Below are 21,457 nucleotides of genomic sequence, written 5' to 3' on the forward strand. Positions count from 1 at the left end.
TTACGGCACTGCGCGCCTGGCTTTACCTTGATATTTAACATCTGTTACCTGGAGCGGGGCGAAAGTACCCGCTTCGCGATCCGCAGCATCGACATAGCAGGCGGTAACACCACTGAATACTTGTACTGAAAAAATGCGGTACGCGTCCTCTGGGCTGAACCCTTGATCCGCAACAAAGGCCGATATATGTCCGTTAATGTTCATGCTTTCATCGTAGCGTTCATGCAACACGCGTTCAATGTGCAGTGCGGTCTGCATGTGTAGGCCGGGTGAAAAGCCCAGTGCCTGCTCTGTTTTTCGCATGACATCAATTCGTTCGTCGCCTTTAACAATAGGGCGTGCATACCCCATAAGATGAGGCCGGCCGCCTTTTTGCTCGACTTGGCGCATAACAAAATCTTCTACCGATGTGCCTTGCTGAATTTCTTGCACTGCACGCTGAATCATTTGTACCCCTTCTATCATGGGCTTAATGCCATAGACACGCGAATCTGCCGCCATTACACCAGCGCAGGTTGCGGCTACGGTGGAAACGCGAGCGGACCCGCCAAGTGCACCGATACGATTACACCAAATGCGCGGGTCGGGCCAGCTTAAGCAAACATGGCAAGCTTCAAACCATTGGGCTAATGCTGGGGTTGGCAGGCGGCCGGTAGCGTTTAGCACGACGACTTGCATAAAGCTGAATTTGCCCACCATATCTTGCATGACGTCATAGCCATGGCTGATCACTTGCTTGCCAATGCGCCAGGCGCCTTTTTTGCTTTTTACTCGACCATGGTACTGATCCCAAAGTTGATGATTCATTGGTCCAACTCCAAGTCGTACTGACTGTCCGGCTCGAACAGCATGTGATTTAACGGTTTTCCGGCAAACTCAATGCCATGAGCCAGCAAGCCGGGTGCGGCGAAGAGTTGCATAAGCCCGATGCCCTGACGTGGTGTAAAACCTAGATCAAGTAATACCGCAGCGCATAAGCCCGCTCTTAGAATCCCGCGGCCATTGGGGGCGAGCATGGTCTGTTGTTGATGTGCCCATGCTGTAAAGTGGCCGATATCAGGCGAAAACTCATTGAGTAACTTCGCTGCATAGGGGTCGATGTCACCATACAGGGTGCCGAAGCCCATCAAAATATCTGTCGTGCTAGGCTCGTGTGCTTGTGTAGATGATTCGATTTGAGCTTGGAAAGCCTGCATGATGTCGGCCACTGCTCCTGCACTATTTTCTTTTCCACCATAAATGGTAAGGGCGATTGGCAAAAGTTGTTCTATATTGGTCTTCCCCACCCCTGCCACAATCGCGGCCTGCCCGGCGGGATGGCGGATACCTGGGTTAATCAAGGCGACGCTTAAGCGACGAAAAACATCGGCTTGCTCGGGTGTTGGTAATTCACCACGTAACAACAAAAACAGCACATCGGTAAACGGTAGCTTTGCCATCAGCTCTATATGGTCATAGCCGTGAAAGCGCACCTCTTCTGCCAAGTACGGGTTGGTGGCATGCGCAGTTTCTTCGGTTATGCGGGTTTCCAAGTGGGGTGCAAAGGCATCACCACGGCTGCGAATGTCATTGCTGGGGGCGCTCATAACACACCGCCCTCGGTAGTTCCTGCGGCGCGTTGCTTTTTAAGTTCCTGTACCCGGTCACCCATGGGTGGTACTTCGTTGCGGTCGATGCGCACATCCAACAGGGTAGGCCCATTCTTGCGGCCAAGCTGGGCGAAGTCGATGGATTGCAATTCATTCGGGTGTTCGATGACCAGACCATCCACGCCCATGGCTTCTGCCATGGCGGCGTAATTGACGCGGTTCAGCTCCCAGCCAATGGCTTCCGCCCCGCCGAGCCGCTGGCCGTGGTACACCATGCCCAAGGCGCTGTCATTCAAGACCATAAAAATAACCGGGAGTTTTTCTTGCGCCGCGACGGTAATTTCCTGTGCACTCATTAAGTAACTGCCGTCACCCGTAATGCAGAGCGTAGGATGCTGGGCGTTTCCGCGCGCAGAGCCGACCGCCGCGCCAATGGCCCAGCCCATAACACCAAAGGCCATGGCAATACGATAATAGCCCAGTACATCTTCACGCATTAAGTAATGCGTTGCCCACGCCCAAGCATTGCCAGCGTCAATATAGATGCGAGTATCCGCGGGCAATTGGTGTGAAAGCTGATACATCAAACGCTGTGGTTTAATGGGTGAAGCGTCTGACAGGCACATTTCCTGGTCACGTATTGCTACTCGGTTGCCTAGGATATTCAGTGATTTACGTGGTTTACCCGTTATTGGCAGATTGCTTGCTTCAGTCTTAGGTTGCTGCTGTTGTAGCCGTTTTGCGCGTTCGGTTAAACGACGGAAAATGGCGGCAATGTCACCGCATACGTGCATTTTGGCCATCGGCGAGCGGGTAAAGTGTTCCACACTGTTATCAATATGAACCAAACGACTGTTCAGCAAGTCATCATGCCAACCGCCCGTGTCCAGTTCGCCCAGCATGGCACCTACGGCGAGAATTAGGTCGGGCGGAGGGCTGGTTTTACCCCCTCTTAGACCACCGCGTAGAACGGTATGCGCACTGGCATGTCCGCCAAAGCCGTAAACACCACAGTACTGTGGGTGTAGCTCATTAACCCAGCGTTTGCCCATTGGGCCAGCCACAAAGGGCGCGCGTAAGGTTTCAATGAATTCCATGATGGTGGCACTGGCCGTGCCGACGCCGTTGCCAAGGTAAACCGCTACTCGCTCCGCTTGATCGATGGCGGTGCAAAGGTCTTGAATGGATTCTTCATCCGACAAGACGAAGTCTTGCAGCAGTACTTTCGGTCGCACGTTTAAGGGCAAGTTGGCAGGCGCACTCAACACATCGGACGGGATACTGATGTGAGACGGTCCATGCGGAATACGATGTGCCGCCATAATCGCCGAAATCAGTTTACTTTCCATTTGGTCGGGGTGTGACACCAAGGTATTGAAGCGTGTGCAATGGCGAAACATGCCCACCGTATCAATGGCGGTACAACTGGAGTCTTGTAAGGCGCGTCGACCGAATTTGGGTAAGGCGGTTTGTGCGGTGATCACCAGCATCGGCGTGTTTTCTGAATAGGCCGAGCTAACGCCGGTTATTAGGTTGGTAGCGCCGGGGCCGGTGGTGCTGCACACCACGCCCATTTTTCCGGTTTCGTTGTAATAGCCTTCGGCCATAAAAGCTGCTCCGGCTTCGTGGCGGGCGATCACCGCGCGCGGGCCGCCTTGGCGTGCGCTGCGGGCAAGGGCATCATACAAGGGCTCGATGGCCCCGCCGGGGACACCGAAAACATAATGAATGTCCAGTTGGCGTAGATATTCAACAATCAGATCCGCATAGGTGGTACGAGCAACTTCCTGTCGCGCAGTCAAAACGTCAGACATAGCGAACTACTTCTTTAGTGTGGGAGTGAGTAATCGACGGCACTATAAAGAAAATGAGACAAAAAAGCGACGGGTTAAAATTTGACCAATTGGCAAGTTGCAATCGGCTTTACATGCCACGATGCAGCCTTTAGCATCGTCGCCAAACAGATAACCGAGGCCCGCCATGACAACCCTTTCACCCGTTGTTAATACCCTGACCTTGACCCGTCCTGACGACTGGCACATTCATTTACGCGATGGGGCGGCTTTGGTTGATACCGTACGAGATGTCAGTCGGTACATGGGTCGGGCGATTGTCATGCCCAATTTAGTGCCGCCTGTACGCAATACACATGATGCAAAAGCCTATTACGACCGCATTATGGCACAGCGACCACAACCGCATTTCACGCCTTTGATGGTGCTTTATTTAACGGAACAAACCACGCCCGATGATATCCGAGCGGCTAAGGCGGCGGGGCTGGTGGTCGCCGCAAAGTTGTATCCGGCGGGTGCAACCACGAATTCGGATTCCGGGGTACGTGACGTCAAACGAATTTATCCTGTACTGGAAGCCATGCAGGACGTGGGCATGTTACTGCTGGTGCATGGTGAGGTGACCGACAGCAGCATTGATATTTTTGATCGGGAACAGGTGTTTATTGATACCGTATTGACCGACCTGGTGCGCGATTTTCCAGCTCTAAAAGTTGTGCTGGAACACATAACCACAGCCAATGCGGTGGATTTTGTCAGTGCAGCGAGTGCCAATGTTGCCGCCACCATCACCGCGCACCATTTGTTGTACAACCGTAATCACATGCTGGCGGGCGGCATTCGCCCGCACTATTACTGCTTGCCGATCTTGAAGCGTTCGACGCATCAAGAAGCCTTGGTGCGTGCAGCGGTGAGTGGTAATCCGCGCTTTTTCTTAGGCACGGATTCAGCGCCGCACGCGAAAGACAAGAAAGAAGCGGCCTGTGGTTGTGCAGGTGCCTATACCGCCCATGCGGCGATAGAACTCTATGCTGAGGTCTTTGATGAACAGAATGCACTGGACAAGCTGGAAGGTTTTGCCAGTCATTTCGGGCCAGACTTTTATGGCTTGCCGCGCAATACCGACACCATCACGCTGCGCTGTGAATCATGGACTGTGCCCGCGGACTACCCGATGGGCGATGCGCGGGTGGTGCCCATTCGGGCGGGCGACCTAATAGCATGGCGTGTTGCCTGACCTTAGGGTCAGGTATCCGGGTTTCGTAAAGAGAGAGTCAGTGCTATACTCTTTCATCACTAAGTAATTGCAGGTGCGTTTCCGCTCGATTTTTAAGAATAAAAATGAGCAGAAAAGTCTTCGCGCAGGCACCGAACTACTATGGGATGAAAGTAATATGACTGAAGTAAAAGACATCATGAAGCCGGACGGAGACGTCACGCCGATTGATACCGACTACCAAGTAGGGCAAGACAATATTGCTCTCAAAGTGGGCCCCTTCGGCCTGGACATCCACAATCGGGTTTTTCTGATCGCCGGTTTGGCAATTGTGGCCTTCGTTATTCTTACCTTGATTTTCCAAAGTCAGGTAGAGCCTATGTTCGCCAATTTGCGTAATTGGCTGACCGGTAATCTGGATTGGTTCTTTCTGGCGGCGGGCAATGTTTTCGTGTTGGTCTGTTTGTATCTGATCGTCTCTCCCTTGGGTAAAGTGCGTATTGGTGGTACAGAGGCCAAGCCGGACTATTCCTATTTAGGCTGGTTCTCCATGCTGTTTGCCGCGGGCATGGGCATTGGTTTGATGTTCTATGGCGTTTCTGAACCGTTGGGGCACTATGGCGCGGCCATGGGCGGCACCAGTGTGGGTGCAGATGGCGTGCGGACAGATTGGGCGCCACTCGGTGGAGCTGCAGGTAATACGCTAGAAGCCCAGCGTTTGGGCATGGCGGCCACCATCTACCACTGGGGGCTCCATCCGTGGGCGATCTACGCCGTACTCGCCTTGGGTTTGGCGCTGTTTTCCTTCAATAAGGGGCTTCCGTTAACCGTACGTTCGGTCTTTTATCCGCTCCTGGGTGAGCGCGTATGGGGCTGGCCCGGACACATCATCGATATTCTGGCGATCTTCGCGACGATGTTCGGTCTGGCAACCTCGCTCGGTTTGGGGGCTTCGCAAGCCGCTGCCGGGTTAAATTATCTGTTCGGTTTGCCAAATGGTATTACGACGCAAGTATTGTTGGTCATCGGTATTACTGCTATTGCGTTGATCTCGGTGCTCGCCGGTTTGGATGCTGGTGTAAAGCGGTTATCAGAGATCAATATGGCACTGGCGACCTTGCTGCTGCTGTTTGTGATTTTGGTTGGCCCGACCCTGGCCATCGTCACCGGTTTCTTCGGAAATTTATTGGCCTACCTGCAAAATCTACCGGCGCTGGCAAATCCGTTAGGTCGTGAAGATGTGAACTTCGCGCAAGGTTGGACGGCCTTCTACTGGGCATGGTGGATTTCCTGGTCACCTTTCGTCGGTATGTTTATCGCACGGGTATCGCGCGGTCGCACGGTGCGTGAATTCATGATCAGCGTGTTATTGATTCCGTCAGCCGCCTGTATTCTATGGATGACGGCCTTTGGTACGACAGCGATCAGCCAAGTGGTTAATGACGGTTATCAGGTCGCCGCGAATGCTGCTTTGGAATTACAATTGTTCACCATGCTGGATGTATTGCCATTGGCACAGATCACGTCGTTTATCGCAATCGTATTGGTCATCGTCTTCTTCGTGACCTCTTCAGATTCCGGTTCGTTGGTGATTGATACCATTTCTGCTGGTGGTAAAGTGGATGCACCTACGCCACAGCGCGTTTTCTGGTGTACATTTGAAGGCTTGGTAGCGATCGCTCTGTTAATGGGCGGTGGTTTGGTGGCCTTGCAGGCCATGTCGGTTTCAACCGGCCTGCCGTTTACCTTCGTGCTTTTGGCCGCTTGTGTGTCCTTGTTTAAAGGGCTGGCCTCCGAGCCGCGTGCTTAAGCACACTGTTGTTTAATACGTAAGCTGAAAGCGGGGCGTCGCGCGAGTGATTGCCCCGTTTTTTATTCATCCATTGTTTATACCCGGGAGGACTACGCTATGCAGGTGGAATTAATGGAAATCCGCGAACACCTGCGTCGTTTTGCGCCCTTCCAAGCATTGCCCGACAGCGTGCTGGACCGCGTAGTCAGTGCGGTTGAAGTGGCCTATTTTAAATCCGATACAGAAATTTTAACCTTCGGTGCCGACATTCATGACTTGTATTTTATTCGCAGTGGCGCCGTGGAAATCTATCGCCGCAATGGCGAGCTATACAATCGACTGAGTGAAGGCGACATTTTCGGGCAACTGGCCCTGATGATGAATAAGCGGGTGCGCTTTCCGGCCAAAGCGATGGAAGACACCTTGCTGTATTGCATCCCCGATACCCTGTTTACTGAATTGTTTGAAACCGATGAACAATTTGCCGACTTTGTGGAAGTTGAAGACCGTTCGCGGTTGCGCCAGGCGGTTTCTGAACATAAAGAATCCAATGAACTGCTGACCTCGCAGGTCAAAAAGCTGATCAACCGGGAATTAGTAACCTTACCCGACACCGCCAGCGTGCGGGAGGCCGCTGAACGGATGACCAGCGAGCGTGTCTCGTCCCTGGTAATCATGGCTGAACAGCACGAGCGCACTACAGAGCCTGTGATGGTGGGCATCATTACCGACCGTGACCTGCGCAAGCGTGTTATGGCGCAAGGGCTGTCGTTTGACACACCCGTGGCCGAGATCATGTCGACCGACCTGATCACGGTGCGCGCAGACCAATACGTATTTGACGCCATGTTGGCCATGCTGCGCTTTAATGTGCACCACCTGCCGGTTTTAGATCACCGGCGATCCATCGGGGTGGTGGGGATTTCCGATATTGTGCAGTACGAATCGCAAAACAGCTTATTCGTCGTGCGCAGCATTTTTCATCGACAGAGCGTTGCTGAATTGCAGGAATTGACCAAAGATGTGCAAGGCAGCTTTGTGCGCATGGTCAATGAAGATGCCAACTCACGCATGATAGGCAGTGCCATGGCGGGCATTGGTCGGACATTCACCCAGCGCCTATTAACCTTGGCAGAAGCCGAGTTGGGGCCACCGCCCGTCCCTTATTGTTTGTTGGCACTGGGTTCCATGGCGCGTGACGAACAGTTGATTGTGACCGATCAAGACAATGCTTTGATTCTGCACGATGACTTCGACCCTAAACAGCATGACGACTACTTTAAACGTTTGGCCGCCTTCGTCAGCGATGGCCTTGCAGCCTGTGGCTACAGTTATTGCACGGGCGGTATCATGGGCACCAACCCGAAATGGCGGCAGCCATTGTCCGTTTGGCAACAGTATTTTACGCATTGGATCGAGCGGCCGAATGTAGAGTCGTTATTGCACAGCTCCATCTTTTTTGATGTCGATGGTGTCGCCGGCGACACCAACTTGGCAGCCAGCTTGAAGGATTTGATCACCACCAAGGCGCCACAAAACCCGAGGTTTCTTGCCGCCATGGCGCACAATGCGTTAGGCCGCACACCACCCTTGGGGTTCTTTAAAGACTTTGTGATGGAGAAAGACGGAAAACATAACGACTCGATTAACCTGAAACGGCGGGGTACAGCTCCGCTGGCCGACTTGATTCGTGTGCATGCGCTGGCCAGTGGTTCACGAGCGCAGAATTCCTTTCAGCGGATTGAAGATATTGTGGCTGGCGGTTGGGTTACTCCGCGTATCGGCGCCGATTTACGCGATGCCATGGAGTTTATTTCGCGGGTACGGATTCGCCACCAGAAACTTATGTTGGAGCAAGGCGAAGAGCCGGATAACAACGTTCAGCCGGAAAACCTGTCGCCCTTTGAACGGCGTAATTTGAAAGATGCATTTCAGATTCTCAGTAACGCGCAAAAGTTTCTAAAATTCCGTTATCACCCGAACCGGGCGCGCTGACATGCTGTATCTTGGCCATAAAACGTCGGCAGAGAGCGCCGTGCCGGATTGGGCAGAGCGCTTTTCTGAACTGCACGATCATACGCATCATGAACGCCTGCGTGCTTACTACGCTGCTGGCGTAGTGCCCGGTGATACGCCGCTGTCGGATGTGCCCTTCGTGGCACTCGACTTTGAAACCACGGGTTTGAACCCGCAGCGCGATGGCATTATCAGTATCGGTCTGGTGCCCATGACCCTGGCTCGCATTCAATGCAATGCAGCGCGGCATTGGGTGGTGAATCCGCGCCGTGTGTTGCAGGATGAATCGGTGGTCATTCACGGCATCACGCATTCGGCCATTGCGGAAGCGCCTGACTTGATGGATATTCTGGACGACTTGTTGACTGCCCTCGCTGGGCGAATTGTGGTGGTGCATCACCACCTCATCGAACGACAGTTTTTAGACGCCGCACTAAAAGTGCGTATTAATGAAGGTATTCAGTTTCCTGTGGTGGACACCATGGCGTTGGAAGGCCGATTGCATCGGCAACGCCCGCCGAGCTTGTGGGATAAACTGCTGCGTCGGCCACAACCTTCCATTCGCTTGGCCGACAGCCGAACGCGTTACCACTTACCTTTCTATCAACCGCATCATGCTCTGACCGATGCGCTGGCCAGTGCCGAATTGCTGCAAGCGCAAATTGCCCATCACTATACGCCGGAGACACCACTGCGGGCGCTGTGGGGATAGTGCATACCCAACATTCGAAAATTTAACCTAGGGCATAGGTGGCGTTCAATGATCGAGATGGGCCAGGGCTTTGACTCGTTTTGCCATGAGAATATCCGGCTTGCCGAAGCCGTTGGCATCGGGAATCACGCCGACAATCTGATAACCGACTTTCTGGTAGAACTTAAACGGATGACCATGTAGATTTTTGATGTTTTGGAGTTTTTCTAACACATTCGGATATAAGTCGATTCCGCCTACAGAGGTGCGTCCGTTCTCATCATCGGTGCCCAGCCATTATGCTGCCTCTGGACAGTGTGTTTCAGCCTACTCCAGCGTTGCAATGCTCGCAACCGCGTAGGCATGCGCGTCGGCTTTGAGCGACAGCGATGGCTGAATGCTGTGATACGTCCAGCGACAGCGTTGCGTTGCACTTTGGAAAACGCGTACAGTGGCGTACCTATCTCCATATTACAGGAATCACCCCGATGTCGATGTCGCCTATTTTCCATATGCTTCCTGGTGCGCCGGACCCTGTTGCACCGTTCAGCCACGCCGTTGAACACGATGGCTGGGTGTTGCTCACCGGGCAGATGCCATTTCTTGGTACAGGTTTGGACTCCGGTTATCCAGATGGCATTGAAGCGCAGACGCATCAGGTGATGAAGAACCTGTCGGCGGTGCTGGAAGGCTGTGGTTTAGGGCTCAACAATGTACTGCAAGTACGCATCTACCTGACTCAGTTTGACCGAGATTACGAACAGATGAATGCAGTCTATGCGTCTTATTTTCCAACCGACAAGCGCCCGGCGCGCACCTGCATTGGCGTGAACGGGTTGGCCAAAGGCGCTTTGATTGAGATCGACATGGTGGCACGGCGATTTTAGTGCCCAAAAAACCCTTCTTTAGGAATATTCCATGAACACCGACATGATAAAAATGGCCTTAATACTCGGTCTGCTGAGTTGGATTGGCCCGTTCGCCATTGATATGTACTTGCCCGCTATGCCAACCATCAGCGAAGATTTGGGCGCGTCAGTATCGGCCGCGCAGTGGACCTTGATGTCATTCTTTATGGCGTTTGGTCTTTGTCAGCTTTTTTACGGCCCGGCTTCGGATGTGTTTGGTCGCAAGCCACCCCTGTATTTTGGTTTGAGTATTTTTGGCTTGGCCTCGCTTGGCTGTGCGTTCGCACCCACCATCGAATGGCTGATTGCTCTCCGCTTTTTGCAAGGTGTGGGAGCTGCGGCGGTCATGTCGATACCGCGTGCAGTAATCCGTGATCGTTATACGGGTTATGAAGCAACGCGTTTAATGTCCACCATCATGTTAGTGGTCGCGGTTTCCCCAATGCTGGCCCCGCTGATGGGCAGTGCGATCATCGTGCCGTTTGGCTGGCGTGCCGTTTTTCTCTCGGTTGCGTTGGCAACGGTGCTGGCCATGTTGCTGACTGGTTTCGCGCTCAAGGAAACACTGGCACCGGCTGACCGCGCTCCCTTCCGTTTCAACGCTATGATGAGCGCCTTTGGCGTGTTGTTTCGCGATTCCGGGTACATGGGTTTAACGTTGATCGGTGGTATGGGTATGGCAAGTTTCTTTGCCTTTTTGGCGACTGCCTCCTTTCTGTATATTGGCTATTATGGCCTGACACCGTTTCAGTTCAGCCTTGCTTTTGCGCTGAATGCGTTAGGTTTCTTTACCACCAGCCAGGTCGCGGCGAATCTCGGTGCACGGTTTGGCTCGATTGCCGTCGTCAAATGGGCTGTGGCGGGCTACGCCATTTCGGCTTGTCTGATGTTCATTGTGGTAGCCCTTGGGCACGACAGCTTTCCGCTGCTGGTTGCCATGTTGGTGACCACCTACGCATTCCTTGGGCTGGTGGTGCCCACGTCGATGGTGTTGTCATTGGAAGAGCATGGGCCGATTGCAGGCACTGCGGCCGCTTTGGGTGGCACACTGCAATTGATGCTCGGTGCCTTAGCCATCGCAGTGATCAGTGTGGTCTTTGATGGCACACCGCTGATGCTGACGGCGGCCATTGCCCTATGCTCAGTGGTGGCAGCGGGATTGTCACTGCTTACCTTGCGGGTTGTGCCACAAGAGGCGGTGGCTTAAGCGCTTGGCTGCTGCTGAGTAATACAGTGAATATTCCCGCCGCCGAGCAGAATTTCCCGGCCCGGAACCTGAACGATTTCATGCTCTGGTAGCAGGTCACGCAACAACTGCGCGGCGACTTCGTCCATTGGGTCGTCGAACTTGGGCATGATGACACCACCGTTCACGAACAAGAAATTGATGTAGCTGCCGGCCAAGCGCTGCCCAGCGCTGCGCGCCATCCCGTCGGCCACCGGGTCAACACCCAATGCTTCATCTTCGGTGATGAACAGCGGGCCGGGTACAGGGATTTTATGTACTTTCAGGCTGCGGCCTTGGGCATCGGTCTGTTTGATCAAATGATCGTAAGCGGCTTTTGACCGAGCGAACTGTGGGTCTTGCTCGTCAACTGTCCACCCTAAGGCAATCTCGCCGGGGCGAATAAAGCAGGCCACGTTGTCGATGTGGTCGTTGGTTTCGTCTTCGTAGATGCCTTCGGCAATCCACAGGACTTTTTCAACGCTTAAATAGTCACACAGGCGTTGTTCGATCTCCCCACGTGACAATTCGGGGTTGCGGTTCGGGTGCAGTAAGCAGGCTTCGGTGACCAACACCGTGCCTTCGCCATCCACATGAATGGAGCCACCTTCCAAAATAAAATCGGTGCGATAACGGTCTTTACCTTCCACTTGCAGCACTTTGCGCGCGACTTGGTCGTCGCGGTCCCACGGGAAATACAGCCCGCTGTGCAGTCCACCCCAGGCATTGAACATCCAGTCTACACCGCGCAGCTCACCGGCCGCATTGCGCACAAAGGTCGGCCCCACGTCACGCATCCAGGCGTCGTTGCTGCTGATTTCCAGCACGCGGACGCCTTCGTCTGCGGCAAACTGCAAACAAGCGTTCTCATACTGCGCGGCCGATACCCCAATGCTCACCGGTTGAAAGCGCGCAATGGCGCGCGCCACATTGATGAACGCTTGTTGCGCGGGCTTGGCGCCCAAACGCCAGTTATCGGGGCGTTCCGGCCACAGCATCCAAGTTTGCTGTTGCGGTGCCCACTCGGCAGGCATCCAAAAGCCGTCGGCACGTGGCGTAGTGTTGAGTGTCCGGCTGGTCATTGAAGACTCCGCTTAAAAGGTTTTACCGTCTTTGGTCAATATGGCGTCATACAAATCCGGACGGCGGTCACGGAAGACACCCCAGCTGTGGCGTTTGGTTGCCAGTGCTTCCAAATCAAAGGTATGAACCAGTACACCGTCTTCGGTGCGGTTCAGTTCCTGCACCTTGGTGCCGGATTCATCAGCAATGAACGACGAACCATAGAAGGTTTGTGATTGCTCACCTTCATACTCTGTTCCAATACGGTTACTGACAATCACCGGCATTAGGTTAGCGGCGGCATGGCCACACTGGGTGTTCTGCCAATGCGCGGCAGAATCCAATGAGCTGTCGTGCGGTTCACTGCCAATGGCGGTGGGGTAGAACAGCAGTTCCGCACCCATGAGGGCCATGCAGCGCGCGGTTTCCGGGAACCACTGATCCCAGCAGATGCCAACGCCGACTTTGGCGTATGCGGTGTCCCACACTTGGAAGCCGGTGTCGCCGGGGGTGAAATAGAATTTCTCGGAATAGCCGGGGCCATCCGGAATGTGCGTTTTGCGGTAAATGCCCATGACGGAGCCGTCGGCATCGATCATGACCACGGTGTTGTAATAGGCGTTATTGGCGCGTTCGTAAATGCTGATGGGCAGCACAACCTTCAGCTCTGCGGCCACTTTGGCAAAGTGCGCAACAGCCGGGTTTTCTTCTACAGGTGTGGCGAACGAAAGGTATTCATATTTCTGTTTTTGGCAGAAATAGCAACGTTCGAACAATTCTTGCAGCAAGATGATTTGCGCCCCTTGGGCGTGTGCTTCGCGGACTTTTACTTCAGCGTTACGGATGTTTTCGTCTACATCCCAGCCGCAAGCCATTTGGGTGGCGGCAACGGTTACGTTTCTCATAATAACCTCATCTATTATTGGCGGCGCATGATGCCATGGCCGCGATAATTATCTACCTTTTTTCGGCGTGCAGGTGGGGGGCGCCTATTACCATCATGTCAAATAGCGCTTAGCGCTCTGCTACCTATCGTTAACGTTTGGCTATCGGCGAGCTGTGTGAGATAGGGATGGCCTGTGCAGGGGCGTCTGCCGCCAAGGATGGCGGCAGCGAGCCAGCAGGGATGCTTTCACGGCGTCCCCTAACAGGCCCTTCCTATCTTGTGCATCGCGCCCACTAGATCATTCACGGCGTCCCGAGGAAAGGTATACCCACCCGCTTAACCTTAGAAGATCAAAGATAGGGTAGCAGCAATTCCAACTCCATGGGGGTGATCTGCCGCTCGAATAGCCGCACTTCCGACCATTTGCAAATACTGTACATCTCAATGAAGTCTTTACCGAACCAATCCAGCACCCGAGCGTCGCCCTTCATCGCCCGCAACGCATCGCGTGGATTATCCGCCAGCTCAGGGTGGTTCTGCTCATAAGCATTACCCTCTGTTGGTGGTGGTGGCTCAATCTTATGCATAATGCCTTCCGCCGCCCCCGCCAACACCACCGCCACCGCCAAGTACGGGTTTGCATCTGCCCCACTCATACGGTGCTCAATACGGTGCGCCTCCACGTTACCGGAAGGAATACGTAATGCCAATGTCCGGTTATCGTAGCCCCACGTCTTACTGGTCGGCGCTAGAAAATCCGGACTTAACCGACGGTAACTGTTGATGTTCGGTGCCAGCAACGCTTGCGTCGCATCCGCCATGGAAATGATGCCACCCATCGCCCAGCGCATGTATTTGTTGTTCAGCACATCTTCTGTACCGAAGATGTTGTTGCCGTCTTTATCCATCAGGCTCAAATGGATATGCATACCACTGCCCGCATGCTCAATGTAAGGTTTTGCCATAAAAGTGGCTTCCATTTCCCACTTCTTTGCCACCTGTGTGATCACCCGCTTTAACAGCACCGCGTGGTCCGCCGCCTGCAGCGGATCGTTACAGTAGTTTAAGTTCACTTCAAACTGACCGGGCGCGTATTCCGTGATCACCGTATCCGCCGGTATATTTTGCGCATGGGCCGTATCAATAACATCGCGGATGAAGAAATCGTAATCATCCAGATCGTCCATGGAATAAACTTGCTTGGAACTCATGCGACGGCCACTGGTGGGTGATACCGGTGGCTGTAAATGACCGTCGGCGTCGCGGTCTTTATCCATAAGATAAAATTCCATTTCTACCGCAATGCCGGGCGTATAACCCATATTGTTGAACGCATCCATCACGCGACGCAGCACTTGTCGAGGGTCGATACTGAACGGCGTTTCGCCATCGGTTTCGTACATACAGAAAAGTGCTTGGGCGCGATCTTCACCGATCCATGGCACCGTCGCTAACGTGCCAGGCACCGGTAGGCAGAGGTAATCCGGGTCACCGGCATCGGCGCCTAAGCCGGTTTCTTCCACCGTTGTACCGGTGGCATCCAAGGCCATTACGGAGCCGGGAAGGTTGAAGCCTTCGGTGAATACTTTATCCAGGAGCTCAATTTCAATGCGCTTGCCGCGAATCACGCCGTTCAGGTCGCCAATCAGTAACTCAATGGTCTGAACGTCCGGGTGTTGTTCTAAAAATGCTGCAACTTCAGGGTTTGTCATGATGCAATCTCGTTCATTGAACGGCCAGTTACAGGCCGCCCATACACATATATTTGATGTCCAGGTATTCTTCGATGCCGTATCGGGAGCCCTCGCGGCCTAAGCCAGACTCTTTCACGCCGCCAAAAGGAGCGACTTCGGTAGAAATAATACCTTCATTGATGCCCACCATGCCGTATTCCAGCGCCTCGGCAACGCGCCACACGCGACCGATGTCGCGGCTGTAAAAGTACGCGGCCAAGCCGAAGGGTGTGTCGTTAGCCATTTGAATGGCCTCTTCTTCGGTCTCGAAGCGAAACAAGGGCGATACCGGCCCGAAGATTTCTTCTTGTGCCACCGCCATGTTGGTCGTGACGTTGGTTAAAACCGTCGGTTCAAAGAAGCTACCGCCGAGCGCATGGCGTTTGCCACCCAGTAATACGGTTGCGCCTTTGTTGCGCGCATCGTCCACTAGGCGTTCAACTTTCTGCACACCGGCTTCATTAATGAGTGGGCCTTGGGTCACGCCTTCGTCCGCACCGTTGCCCACTTTTAGACCGCTAACGGCTTTCGCCAACGCCTCCGCGAAGCGATCGTACACGCCCGACTGCACCAAAAACCGGTTCGTACATACGCAGGTTTGCCCGGTGTTGCGGTATTTGGAGGCTAAAGCACCGGCGACAGCAGCATCGATATCTGCGTCATCAAACACGATGAAAGGTGCATTACCGCCGAGTTCCATGGACACACGTTTGACGGTATTCGCCGCTTGTTTAAGCAGAATTTTTCCCACGGGGGTTGAGCCCGTGAAGGACACCTTGCGCACCAGCGGATGTTCGCTTAATACAGCGCCAACGTCTTTGCCGCTGGACGCCGGAACGACATTGAAGACGCCCGCCGGTAGTCCGGCTTGGCGACCTAATTCGGCCAAGGCCAAGGCAGTTAACGGTGTGGCTTCGGCAGGTTTTACGACGACGGTGCACCCGGCAGCCAAAGCCGGCGCACATTTGCGGGTGATCATCGCCAGCGGAAAATTCCATGGCGTAATGGCCGTACATACCCCAATCGGTTGTTTGCTGGCTAATAGACGACGCCCCTGGGCGTTGGTAGGAATAACATCGCCATATACCCGGCGCGCTTCTTCGGCAAACCATTCAATGAACGAACCGCCATAGGCCACTTCGCCCTTGGACTCTGCCAGCGGCTTACCGCATTCTTGCGTCATTAATAGGGCAATGTCGTCTTGATGTTCGTTAATCAGCGCGAACCAGCGTTTCAAAATCGTTGCACGCTCTTTCGCGGTGGTATGCCGCCAGGTTTTAAACGCCTCGGCGGCGGCTTCGACGGCGCGGGTTGCATCGAGTGCAGAGCAGTCGGCTACGTTGGCCAGCACGTCACCGGTGGCAGGGTTGCGCACAGGAAAGGTTTTTCCTGTATCAGCCTGTTGCCATTCTCCGTTGATAAAAGCGTGCTCTAACAGTAGCGTGGTGGTCTTCACAATGGTCCCCTCGTCTTGCTTAGGGTGTTTAATATAATTAACATTTTGGCTGTTTTGAACTTATTTGTTAAAAATATTTTATGGTGCTTGGCGTTGCAGCCGCAAACTGCGTGCCACTATTGCCGTGCTTAATCAGTAAACAAGGTGTCAAAAATGATGGATTTAACGCAGCTCGGTTTAGCATTTCCCCTAATACAAGCACCGATGGCCGGTGTGCAGGACAGCGCTCTAACCATTGCCGTCACTGAGGCAGGCGGGTTAGGTTCCTTACCCTGCGCCATGTTGTCAGCCGAACAATTGGATGCGGCCTTGCGACAAATTCGCCAGCACACTCAAGGCCCCTATAACGTCAACTTTTTCTGCCATATGCCCCCCGAATACGATGCCGAACGTGACCTGTTGTGGCGTGCCGCTTTGCAACCCTGTTACGAACGCTTCGGTTTAACGTTGCCAACATCAACCTCGCAACCCAGCCGCCAGCCCTTTAATGATGCCATGGCCGAGGTGCTAGAGGCGCATAAGCCTGCCGTGGTCAGCTTTCATTTTGGTTTGCCAGCTCCGGCGTTGCTAAAACGGGTGCAGCGTTTGGGTGCCCAGATATGGTCTTCAGCGACCACGCTCGACGAGGCGCTTTGGTTGGAAAAACAGGGCGCTGATGTGATTATTGCCCAGGGCTTGGAAGCCGGTGGACATCGGGGGATGTTCCTTTCAACCGACCTCAAAACACAGCAGCGTCGTATGCCTTTGCTGCGTGATGTACTGGCTAATGTAAAGGTGCCGGTGGTCGCTGCCGGAGGCATTGCAACGCCCGAAGACGTAACCGAAGCGATGGCGGCCGGAGCGGCTGGGGTGCAGGTTGGCACGGCTTATTTACGCAGTCTTGAAGCCACGACATCACCTCTGCACCGCGCTGCCTTGAGCAGTTCGGCGGCGCAGATGACCGCCTTGACCAATTTGTATTCGGGGCGCCCGGCGCGTGGTTTGGTCACGGAATTGATGAATGATTTGGGTGCTATGAGTGCCATTGTGCCTCCGTTCCCTTTGGCATCTAATGCTCTGGCACCATTGCGCCAAGCTGCAGAGGCGCAGGGCGTGGCTGACTTCTCGCCATTGTGGGCGGGTGAGCGCGCGCCGGAATGTCGGGAAGCCAGTGCAGCGGAGATCACGGCCTTTCTAGCTCAGGGGTTTGTGGTGTGACCTTTGCACAGTGCATAGATGATGGTCTGAATGGTCAGAAAACAGAGTAAGTCTGTGCATAGGCTGCACGAAAGCAGGGCGTGAGTGCGCTAGAATAGAGCGTTTCCGAGTGTTCGATATAATTTACAAAAGTGGCTTTAAGCTCTCTTGTGTTAATTATATTTTATGTTAATGTTGCAAAAAACAAACACACAGCGCGGTCATTTGGGCTACAGTACAAAGGCAGTGCATAAACATCATTTTCGGGTGCAATATGAGCCTCAGTTCGGGCAAGCCTTGGGTTGGCGTGGTCGCCGATGTCAAAGTTATTCCACCACATCCGTTTCACACGGTAGGCGATAAATATTTGCGGGCTCTGGTGCAGGCCGCCGATGTTGTGCCAGTGTTGCTTCCTGCGTTAAGTGATTTGGTGGATGTGCGCGCGTGGATAAAACGGCTGGATGGTGTATTTCTGCCGGGTGGTTATTCCATGGTGCACCCTGAGCACTATGACGGGGAACACATTGAGGGCACGCTGTACGACGAAGCCCGCGATCAGCTCTCACTGGATTTAATTCGCAGTACATTGGATGCAGGAAAGCCGTTGTTCGGGGTCTGCCGTGGTTTGCAAGAAATGAACGTGGCGTTAGGCGGTTCCTTGCATCAACACCTGCATAAGGTCGGTCCATATCAGGAGCATCGAGAAGATAAAACGCTCACTGTGGCCGAACAATACGCGGACGCGCACCGCATCAACTGTGTATCAGGTGGACAGCTTGAGCGCATAACCGGCGTACAAGAATATCGCGTCAATTCCCTGCACACCCAAGGGATTGATCGCTTAGCACCGGGGGTAACTGCTGAAGCCATCGCGGACGATGGGTTGGTGGAAGCCTTCAGTGTTGACGGTGCCACCGCGTTTGCTATGGCAGTGCAGTGGCACCCGGAATGGCGTGTAATGGAAAATCAACCTAACAAAAACCTGTTTGAGGCTTTCGGGGCCGCGTGTCGTCAAACTCAGTTGTTATGATGCGCATCACCCCACTGGAACACTATGGAAAAGCTCACGAAGTGGCTTAAAGAAAACAATATCACTGAAATCGAATGCATCACGCCTGACCAAACGGGCATAGCGCGGGGCAAAATTATGCCCACCGACAAATTTATTGCCGAAAAAGGCATTCGTTTGCCGGAATCTGTGTTGCTGCAAACCGCCACCGGCGATTACCCGGACGATGAGGTGTACTACAGCCTGCTCGACCCGGCCGACATCGATATGCATTTGCGCCCGGACGACAGCGCCGTCTTTCTCGTACCCTGGGCCTTAGAGCCCACCGCGCAAGTTATCCATGATTGTTACGACAACATGGGTAATGCGATTAACCTGTCGCCCCGTAACTTGTTGAAAAAAGTGTTGGAATTGTATGAAGACAAGGGTTGGAAACCCATTGTGGCTCCCGAAATGGAGTTCTATTTAACCGCCCGCTGTACCGACCCTGACTTACCACTCACACCGCCGATTGGCCGTTCCGGGCGCAGTGAAAGTGGTCGTCAGTCATTCAGTATCGACGCCGCCAACGAATACGACCCGATCATTGAAGACATCTACGATTGGAGCGAAGCGCAAAATCTGGATATCGACACCCTGATTCACGAAGAAGGCACCGCGCAGTTGGAGTTCAACTTCCGCCACGGCGATGCCCTCAAACTGGCCGATCAAGTGTTTGTGTTCAAGCGCACGGTGCGTGAAGCCGCGCTCAAACACAATATCAGTGCCACCTTTATGGCGAAGCCGATCACCAACGAGCCGGGCAGCGCCATGCATATTCATCAATCTATTGTGGATGTGAAAACGGGTAAGAACCTTTTCTCGAACCCGGATGGCACGGCATCGAAGCTGTTCTACAACTTCATTGCCGGATTACAAACTTACATTCCACAAGCGATGCCGATGTTTGCCCCCAACGTGAACAGCTATCGCCGGTACTTGCCCGGTGCGGCGGGCAACAGCCCCGTCAACATTGAGTGGGGCGAAGAGAATCGTACCGTTGGTTTACGTGTCCCGGCCTCCAGCCCGGAAGGACGACGCGTTGAAAACCGCTTGCCCGGTTCGGACACCAACCCCTACATCGCCTTGGCCGGAAATTTGATTTGCGGTTACCTCGGCATGGTCGACGATCTCAAACCTCGTAAGCCCGTCGCCGGTCGCTTGGGTGATCAGGCCGACGACCATGTGCCGTTCAACTTGGAAGTCGCCTTGGACATGATGTCGGAGTGCACGGAACTGCGCGAAGTGTTGGGTGATGATTTTGTGGATGGCTTCATTGCCACCCGCTGGGCGGAATACGAAGGCTTTAAGAAAGTCATCAGCTCATGGGAGCGGGAATACCTGCTGTCATCGGTTTAATTCAGGCATGAAGAGCCTGTTATAACAATAACGACGACGTGGGGCGTGAACGCCCCACATTTGAGGCGTATGGCCTCGTGGAGCACAGCAGCCATGACCATAAAAGCGGCCACAGCAGCCAACACATCTGTCACAACGACGCAGCAATGGCAACGTATGGATGCGCAGCATCATTTTCATCCGTTCTCCAATAATGCTGATATTCGTGCCGAAGGCTCCCGCATCATTGAGCGAGCGGAAGGTTGCCATTTGTGGGATAGCGACGGCAAACAATATCTGGATGCCTTTGCGGGCCTGTGGTGCGTGAATTTAGGCTATGGCCGACAAGAGCTGGTGCAGGCAGCCAGCCAGCAAATGCAGCAACTGCCTTATTACAACCTGTTCTTCAAAACGACCACTACACCGGTTATCGAGTTGGCGCACGAAATTGCCGACATCGCCCCCAGTCACATGAACCAGGTTTTCTTCACCGGTTCCGGCAGCGAGGCGAACGACACGGTATTTCGCATGGTGCGTCGGTATTGGGACATTCAAAATCAGCCTGAACGCAAAATCATTATTGGTAGGAAGAACGGTTACCACGGTTCAACCGTTGCAGGCGCGAGCTTGGGCGGTATGCCGGGCATGCATAAGCAAGGTGACTTGCCCATTGCCGGCGTTGAGCATGTCGATCAGCCTTATTGGTACGGTGAGGGCGGCGATTTAACCCCGCACGAATTCGGTGTACGTGCCGCCCGCAGCTTGGAAGAAAAAATCAAGGCACTGGGCAGCCATAAGGTCGCGGCATTCATTGCCGAGCCCATTCAGGGCGCGGGTGGTGTGATCATCCCACCCGACTCGTATTGGCCAGAAATCCAGCGGATTGTGAAAAAATACGGCATTTTGCTGGTGGTGGATGAAGTGATTTGTGGCTTTGGCCGCACTGGAGAGTGGTTCGGCAGCCAATACTATCACCTGCAACCAGACTTAATGCCCATTGCCAAGGGGCTGTCCAGTGGCTATTTGCCGATCGGCGGCGTTGTTATGGCCGACCACTTTGCCGAAACCTTGGCGAAAGGTGGCGACTTCAACCATGGCTATACCTATTCGGGCCATCCGGTCTGTGCTGCGGTGGCCTTGGAAAATGTGCGTATTCTCAAACGCGAACGCATTGTTGAGCGGGTTAAAGACGACATTGGCCCTAAATTCCAGCAGGCGATTGCTACGCTCGCCGACCACCCCTTGGTGGGCGAAGTACGCGGTGTTGGCTTGCTAGGTGCTATCGAGTTGGTGAAAGATCGGACGACGCGGTTGCGTTATCCCGACGAAGGAAGTACCGGCACACTGTGCCGTGATATGGCATTACAGGATGGCTTGGTGTTGCGGGCAACCGGCGACACCATGATGATGTCACCCCCGTTGGTCATTAATGACCAACATCTGGACGAACTTATTACAAAAACGAAGAGTGCGTTAGATAAAACATGGCATAGACTGAAGGGAAAATGATCCTCGGACTATGCAAAAA

Annotated in this window: 18 protein-coding genes; 11 read left to right on the forward strand and 7 right to left on the reverse strand. The window is 53.7% G+C overall.

Annotated features, from left to right (window positions below; genetic code table 11):
* From ACFOSD_RS06300 to ACFOSD_RS06310, 3 genes are read right to left on the reverse strand one after another with little or no spacing between them, the layout of a single operon-like run.
* Entirely contained in the window at nucleotides 1-807 is an 807-nt protein-coding gene (locus tag ACFOSD_RS06300; protein WP_380692526.1) for a hypothetical protein, read from the reverse strand.
* Entirely contained in the window at nucleotides 804-1,586 is a 783-nt protein-coding gene (locus tag ACFOSD_RS06305) for a hypothetical protein (RefSeq protein WP_380692525.1), read from the reverse strand. Before ACFOSD_RS06305 ends, ACFOSD_RS06300 begins: the two co-directional genes overlap by 4 nt.
* Nucleotides 1,583-3,403: a thiamine pyrophosphate-binding protein gene (locus ACFOSD_RS06310; protein WP_380692524.1), complete on the reverse strand. Its 1,821-nt coding sequence runs from the start codon at nucleotides 3,401-3,403 to the stop codon at nucleotides 1,583-1,585. Before ACFOSD_RS06310 ends, ACFOSD_RS06305 begins: the two co-directional genes overlap by 4 nt.
* A gap of 166 nt (nucleotides 3,404-3,569) precedes the next feature.
* Between ACFOSD_RS06310 and pyrC the strand changes: the two genes are divergently transcribed.
* The 7 genes from pyrC to ACFOSD_RS06345 all read left to right on the forward strand — a co-directional run bounded on the left by pyrC (nucleotide 3,570) and on the right by ACFOSD_RS06345 (nucleotide 11,212).
* Nucleotides 3,570-4,619: a dihydroorotase gene (gene pyrC, locus ACFOSD_RS06315; RefSeq protein ID WP_380692523.1), complete on the forward strand. Its 1,050-nt coding sequence runs from the start codon at nucleotides 3,570-3,572 to the stop codon at nucleotides 4,617-4,619.
* 157 nt (nucleotides 4,620-4,776) lie between these two features.
* Nucleotides 4,777-6,408 (forward strand): BCCT family transporter, encoded by a 1,632-nt coding sequence (locus ACFOSD_RS06320; protein ID WP_380692522.1) that lies wholly within the window; start codon nucleotides 4,777-4,779, stop codon nucleotides 6,406-6,408.
* 99 nt (nucleotides 6,409-6,507) lie between these two features.
* Nucleotides 6,508-8,385, forward strand: coding sequence for a DUF294 nucleotidyltransferase-like domain-containing protein (locus ACFOSD_RS06325; RefSeq protein ID WP_380692520.1), 1,878 nt, complete (start codon nucleotides 6,508-6,510; stop codon nucleotides 8,383-8,385).
* Nucleotide 8,386: 1 nt separating this feature from the next.
* Nucleotides 8,387-9,118 (forward strand): 3'-5' exonuclease, encoded by a 732-nt coding sequence (locus tag ACFOSD_RS06330; protein WP_380692519.1) that lies wholly within the window; start codon nucleotides 8,387-8,389, stop codon nucleotides 9,116-9,118.
* 48 nt (nucleotides 9,119-9,166) lie between these two features.
* Nucleotides 9,167-9,301: a hypothetical protein gene (locus tag ACFOSD_RS06335; RefSeq protein ID WP_380692518.1), complete on the forward strand. Its 135-nt coding sequence runs from the start codon at nucleotides 9,167-9,169 to the stop codon at nucleotides 9,299-9,301.
* Nucleotides 9,302-9,486: 185 nt separating this feature from the next.
* The gene (locus tag ACFOSD_RS06340) at nucleotides 9,487-9,984 is read left to right on the forward strand and encodes a RidA family protein (protein ID WP_380692517.1); all 498 of its coding nucleotides are present in this window, start codon (nucleotides 9,487-9,489) and stop codon (nucleotides 9,982-9,984) included.
* Nucleotides 9,985-10,015: 31 nt separating this feature from the next.
* Nucleotides 10,016-11,212, forward strand: a complete 1,197-nt coding sequence (locus ACFOSD_RS06345) for a multidrug effflux MFS transporter (protein ID WP_380692516.1) — start codon at nucleotides 10,016-10,018, stop codon at nucleotides 11,210-11,212.
* Here ACFOSD_RS06345 and aguA read toward each other — a convergent pair.
* The 4 genes from aguA to ACFOSD_RS06365 form a co-directional block, all read right to left on the reverse strand.
* Nucleotides 11,209-12,312: an agmatine deiminase gene (gene aguA / locus ACFOSD_RS06350; RefSeq protein ID WP_380692514.1), complete on the reverse strand. Its 1,104-nt coding sequence runs from the start codon at nucleotides 12,310-12,312 to the stop codon at nucleotides 11,209-11,211. The two genes, ACFOSD_RS06345 and aguA, sit on opposite strands and share 4 nt — an antisense overlap.
* Before the next feature lie 12 nt (nucleotides 12,313-12,324).
* A complete protein-coding gene (aguB, locus tag ACFOSD_RS06355; RefSeq protein ID WP_449329089.1) occupies nucleotides 12,325-13,197 on the reverse strand; it encodes an N-carbamoylputrescine amidase in 873 nt (290 codons plus the stop codon).
* 331 nt (nucleotides 13,198-13,528) lie between these two features.
* Complete coding sequence (locus ACFOSD_RS06360; RefSeq protein ID WP_380692513.1) at nucleotides 13,529-14,890, reverse strand: glutamine synthetase family protein; 1,362 nt, start codon at nucleotides 14,888-14,890, stop codon at nucleotides 13,529-13,531.
* A gap of 28 nt (nucleotides 14,891-14,918) precedes the next feature.
* Nucleotides 14,919-16,370 carry an NAD-dependent succinate-semialdehyde dehydrogenase gene (locus ACFOSD_RS06365; RefSeq protein ID WP_380694938.1) on the reverse strand — a complete coding sequence of 484 codons (1,452 nt, stop codon included), beginning with the start codon at nucleotides 16,368-16,370 and terminating at the stop codon, nucleotides 14,919-14,921.
* A gap of 150 nt (nucleotides 16,371-16,520) precedes the next feature.
* On the opposite strand from ACFOSD_RS06365, the gene ACFOSD_RS06370 reads away from it, so the two are divergent.
* The 4 genes from ACFOSD_RS06370 to ACFOSD_RS06385 all read left to right on the forward strand — a co-directional run bounded on the left by ACFOSD_RS06370 (nucleotide 16,521) and on the right by ACFOSD_RS06385 (nucleotide 21,438).
* A complete protein-coding gene (locus ACFOSD_RS06370; protein WP_380692512.1) occupies nucleotides 16,521-17,564 on the forward strand; it encodes an NAD(P)H-dependent flavin oxidoreductase in 1,044 nt (347 codons plus the stop codon).
* Nucleotides 17,565-17,817: 253 nt separating this feature from the next.
* Nucleotides 17,818-18,573, forward strand: coding sequence for a gamma-glutamyl-gamma-aminobutyrate hydrolase family protein (locus tag ACFOSD_RS06375; protein ID WP_380692510.1), 756 nt, complete (start codon nucleotides 17,818-17,820; stop codon nucleotides 18,571-18,573).
* A 24-nt stretch (nucleotides 18,574-18,597) separates the two neighbouring features.
* Nucleotides 18,598-19,950, forward strand: a complete 1,353-nt coding sequence (locus ACFOSD_RS06380) for a glutamine synthetase family protein (protein WP_380692509.1) — start codon at nucleotides 18,598-18,600, stop codon at nucleotides 19,948-19,950.
* A gap of 93 nt (nucleotides 19,951-20,043) precedes the next feature.
* Nucleotides 20,044-21,438 (forward strand): aspartate aminotransferase family protein, encoded by a 1,395-nt coding sequence (locus ACFOSD_RS06385; RefSeq protein ID WP_380692507.1) that lies wholly within the window; start codon nucleotides 20,044-20,046, stop codon nucleotides 21,436-21,438.
* Nucleotides 21,439-21,457: the final 19 nt, after the last annotated feature.

The organism is Salinispirillum marinum, from assembly GCF_042650105.1.
Lineage (GTDB): Bacteria > Pseudomonadota > Gammaproteobacteria > Pseudomonadales > Natronospirillaceae > Salinispirillum > Salinispirillum marinum.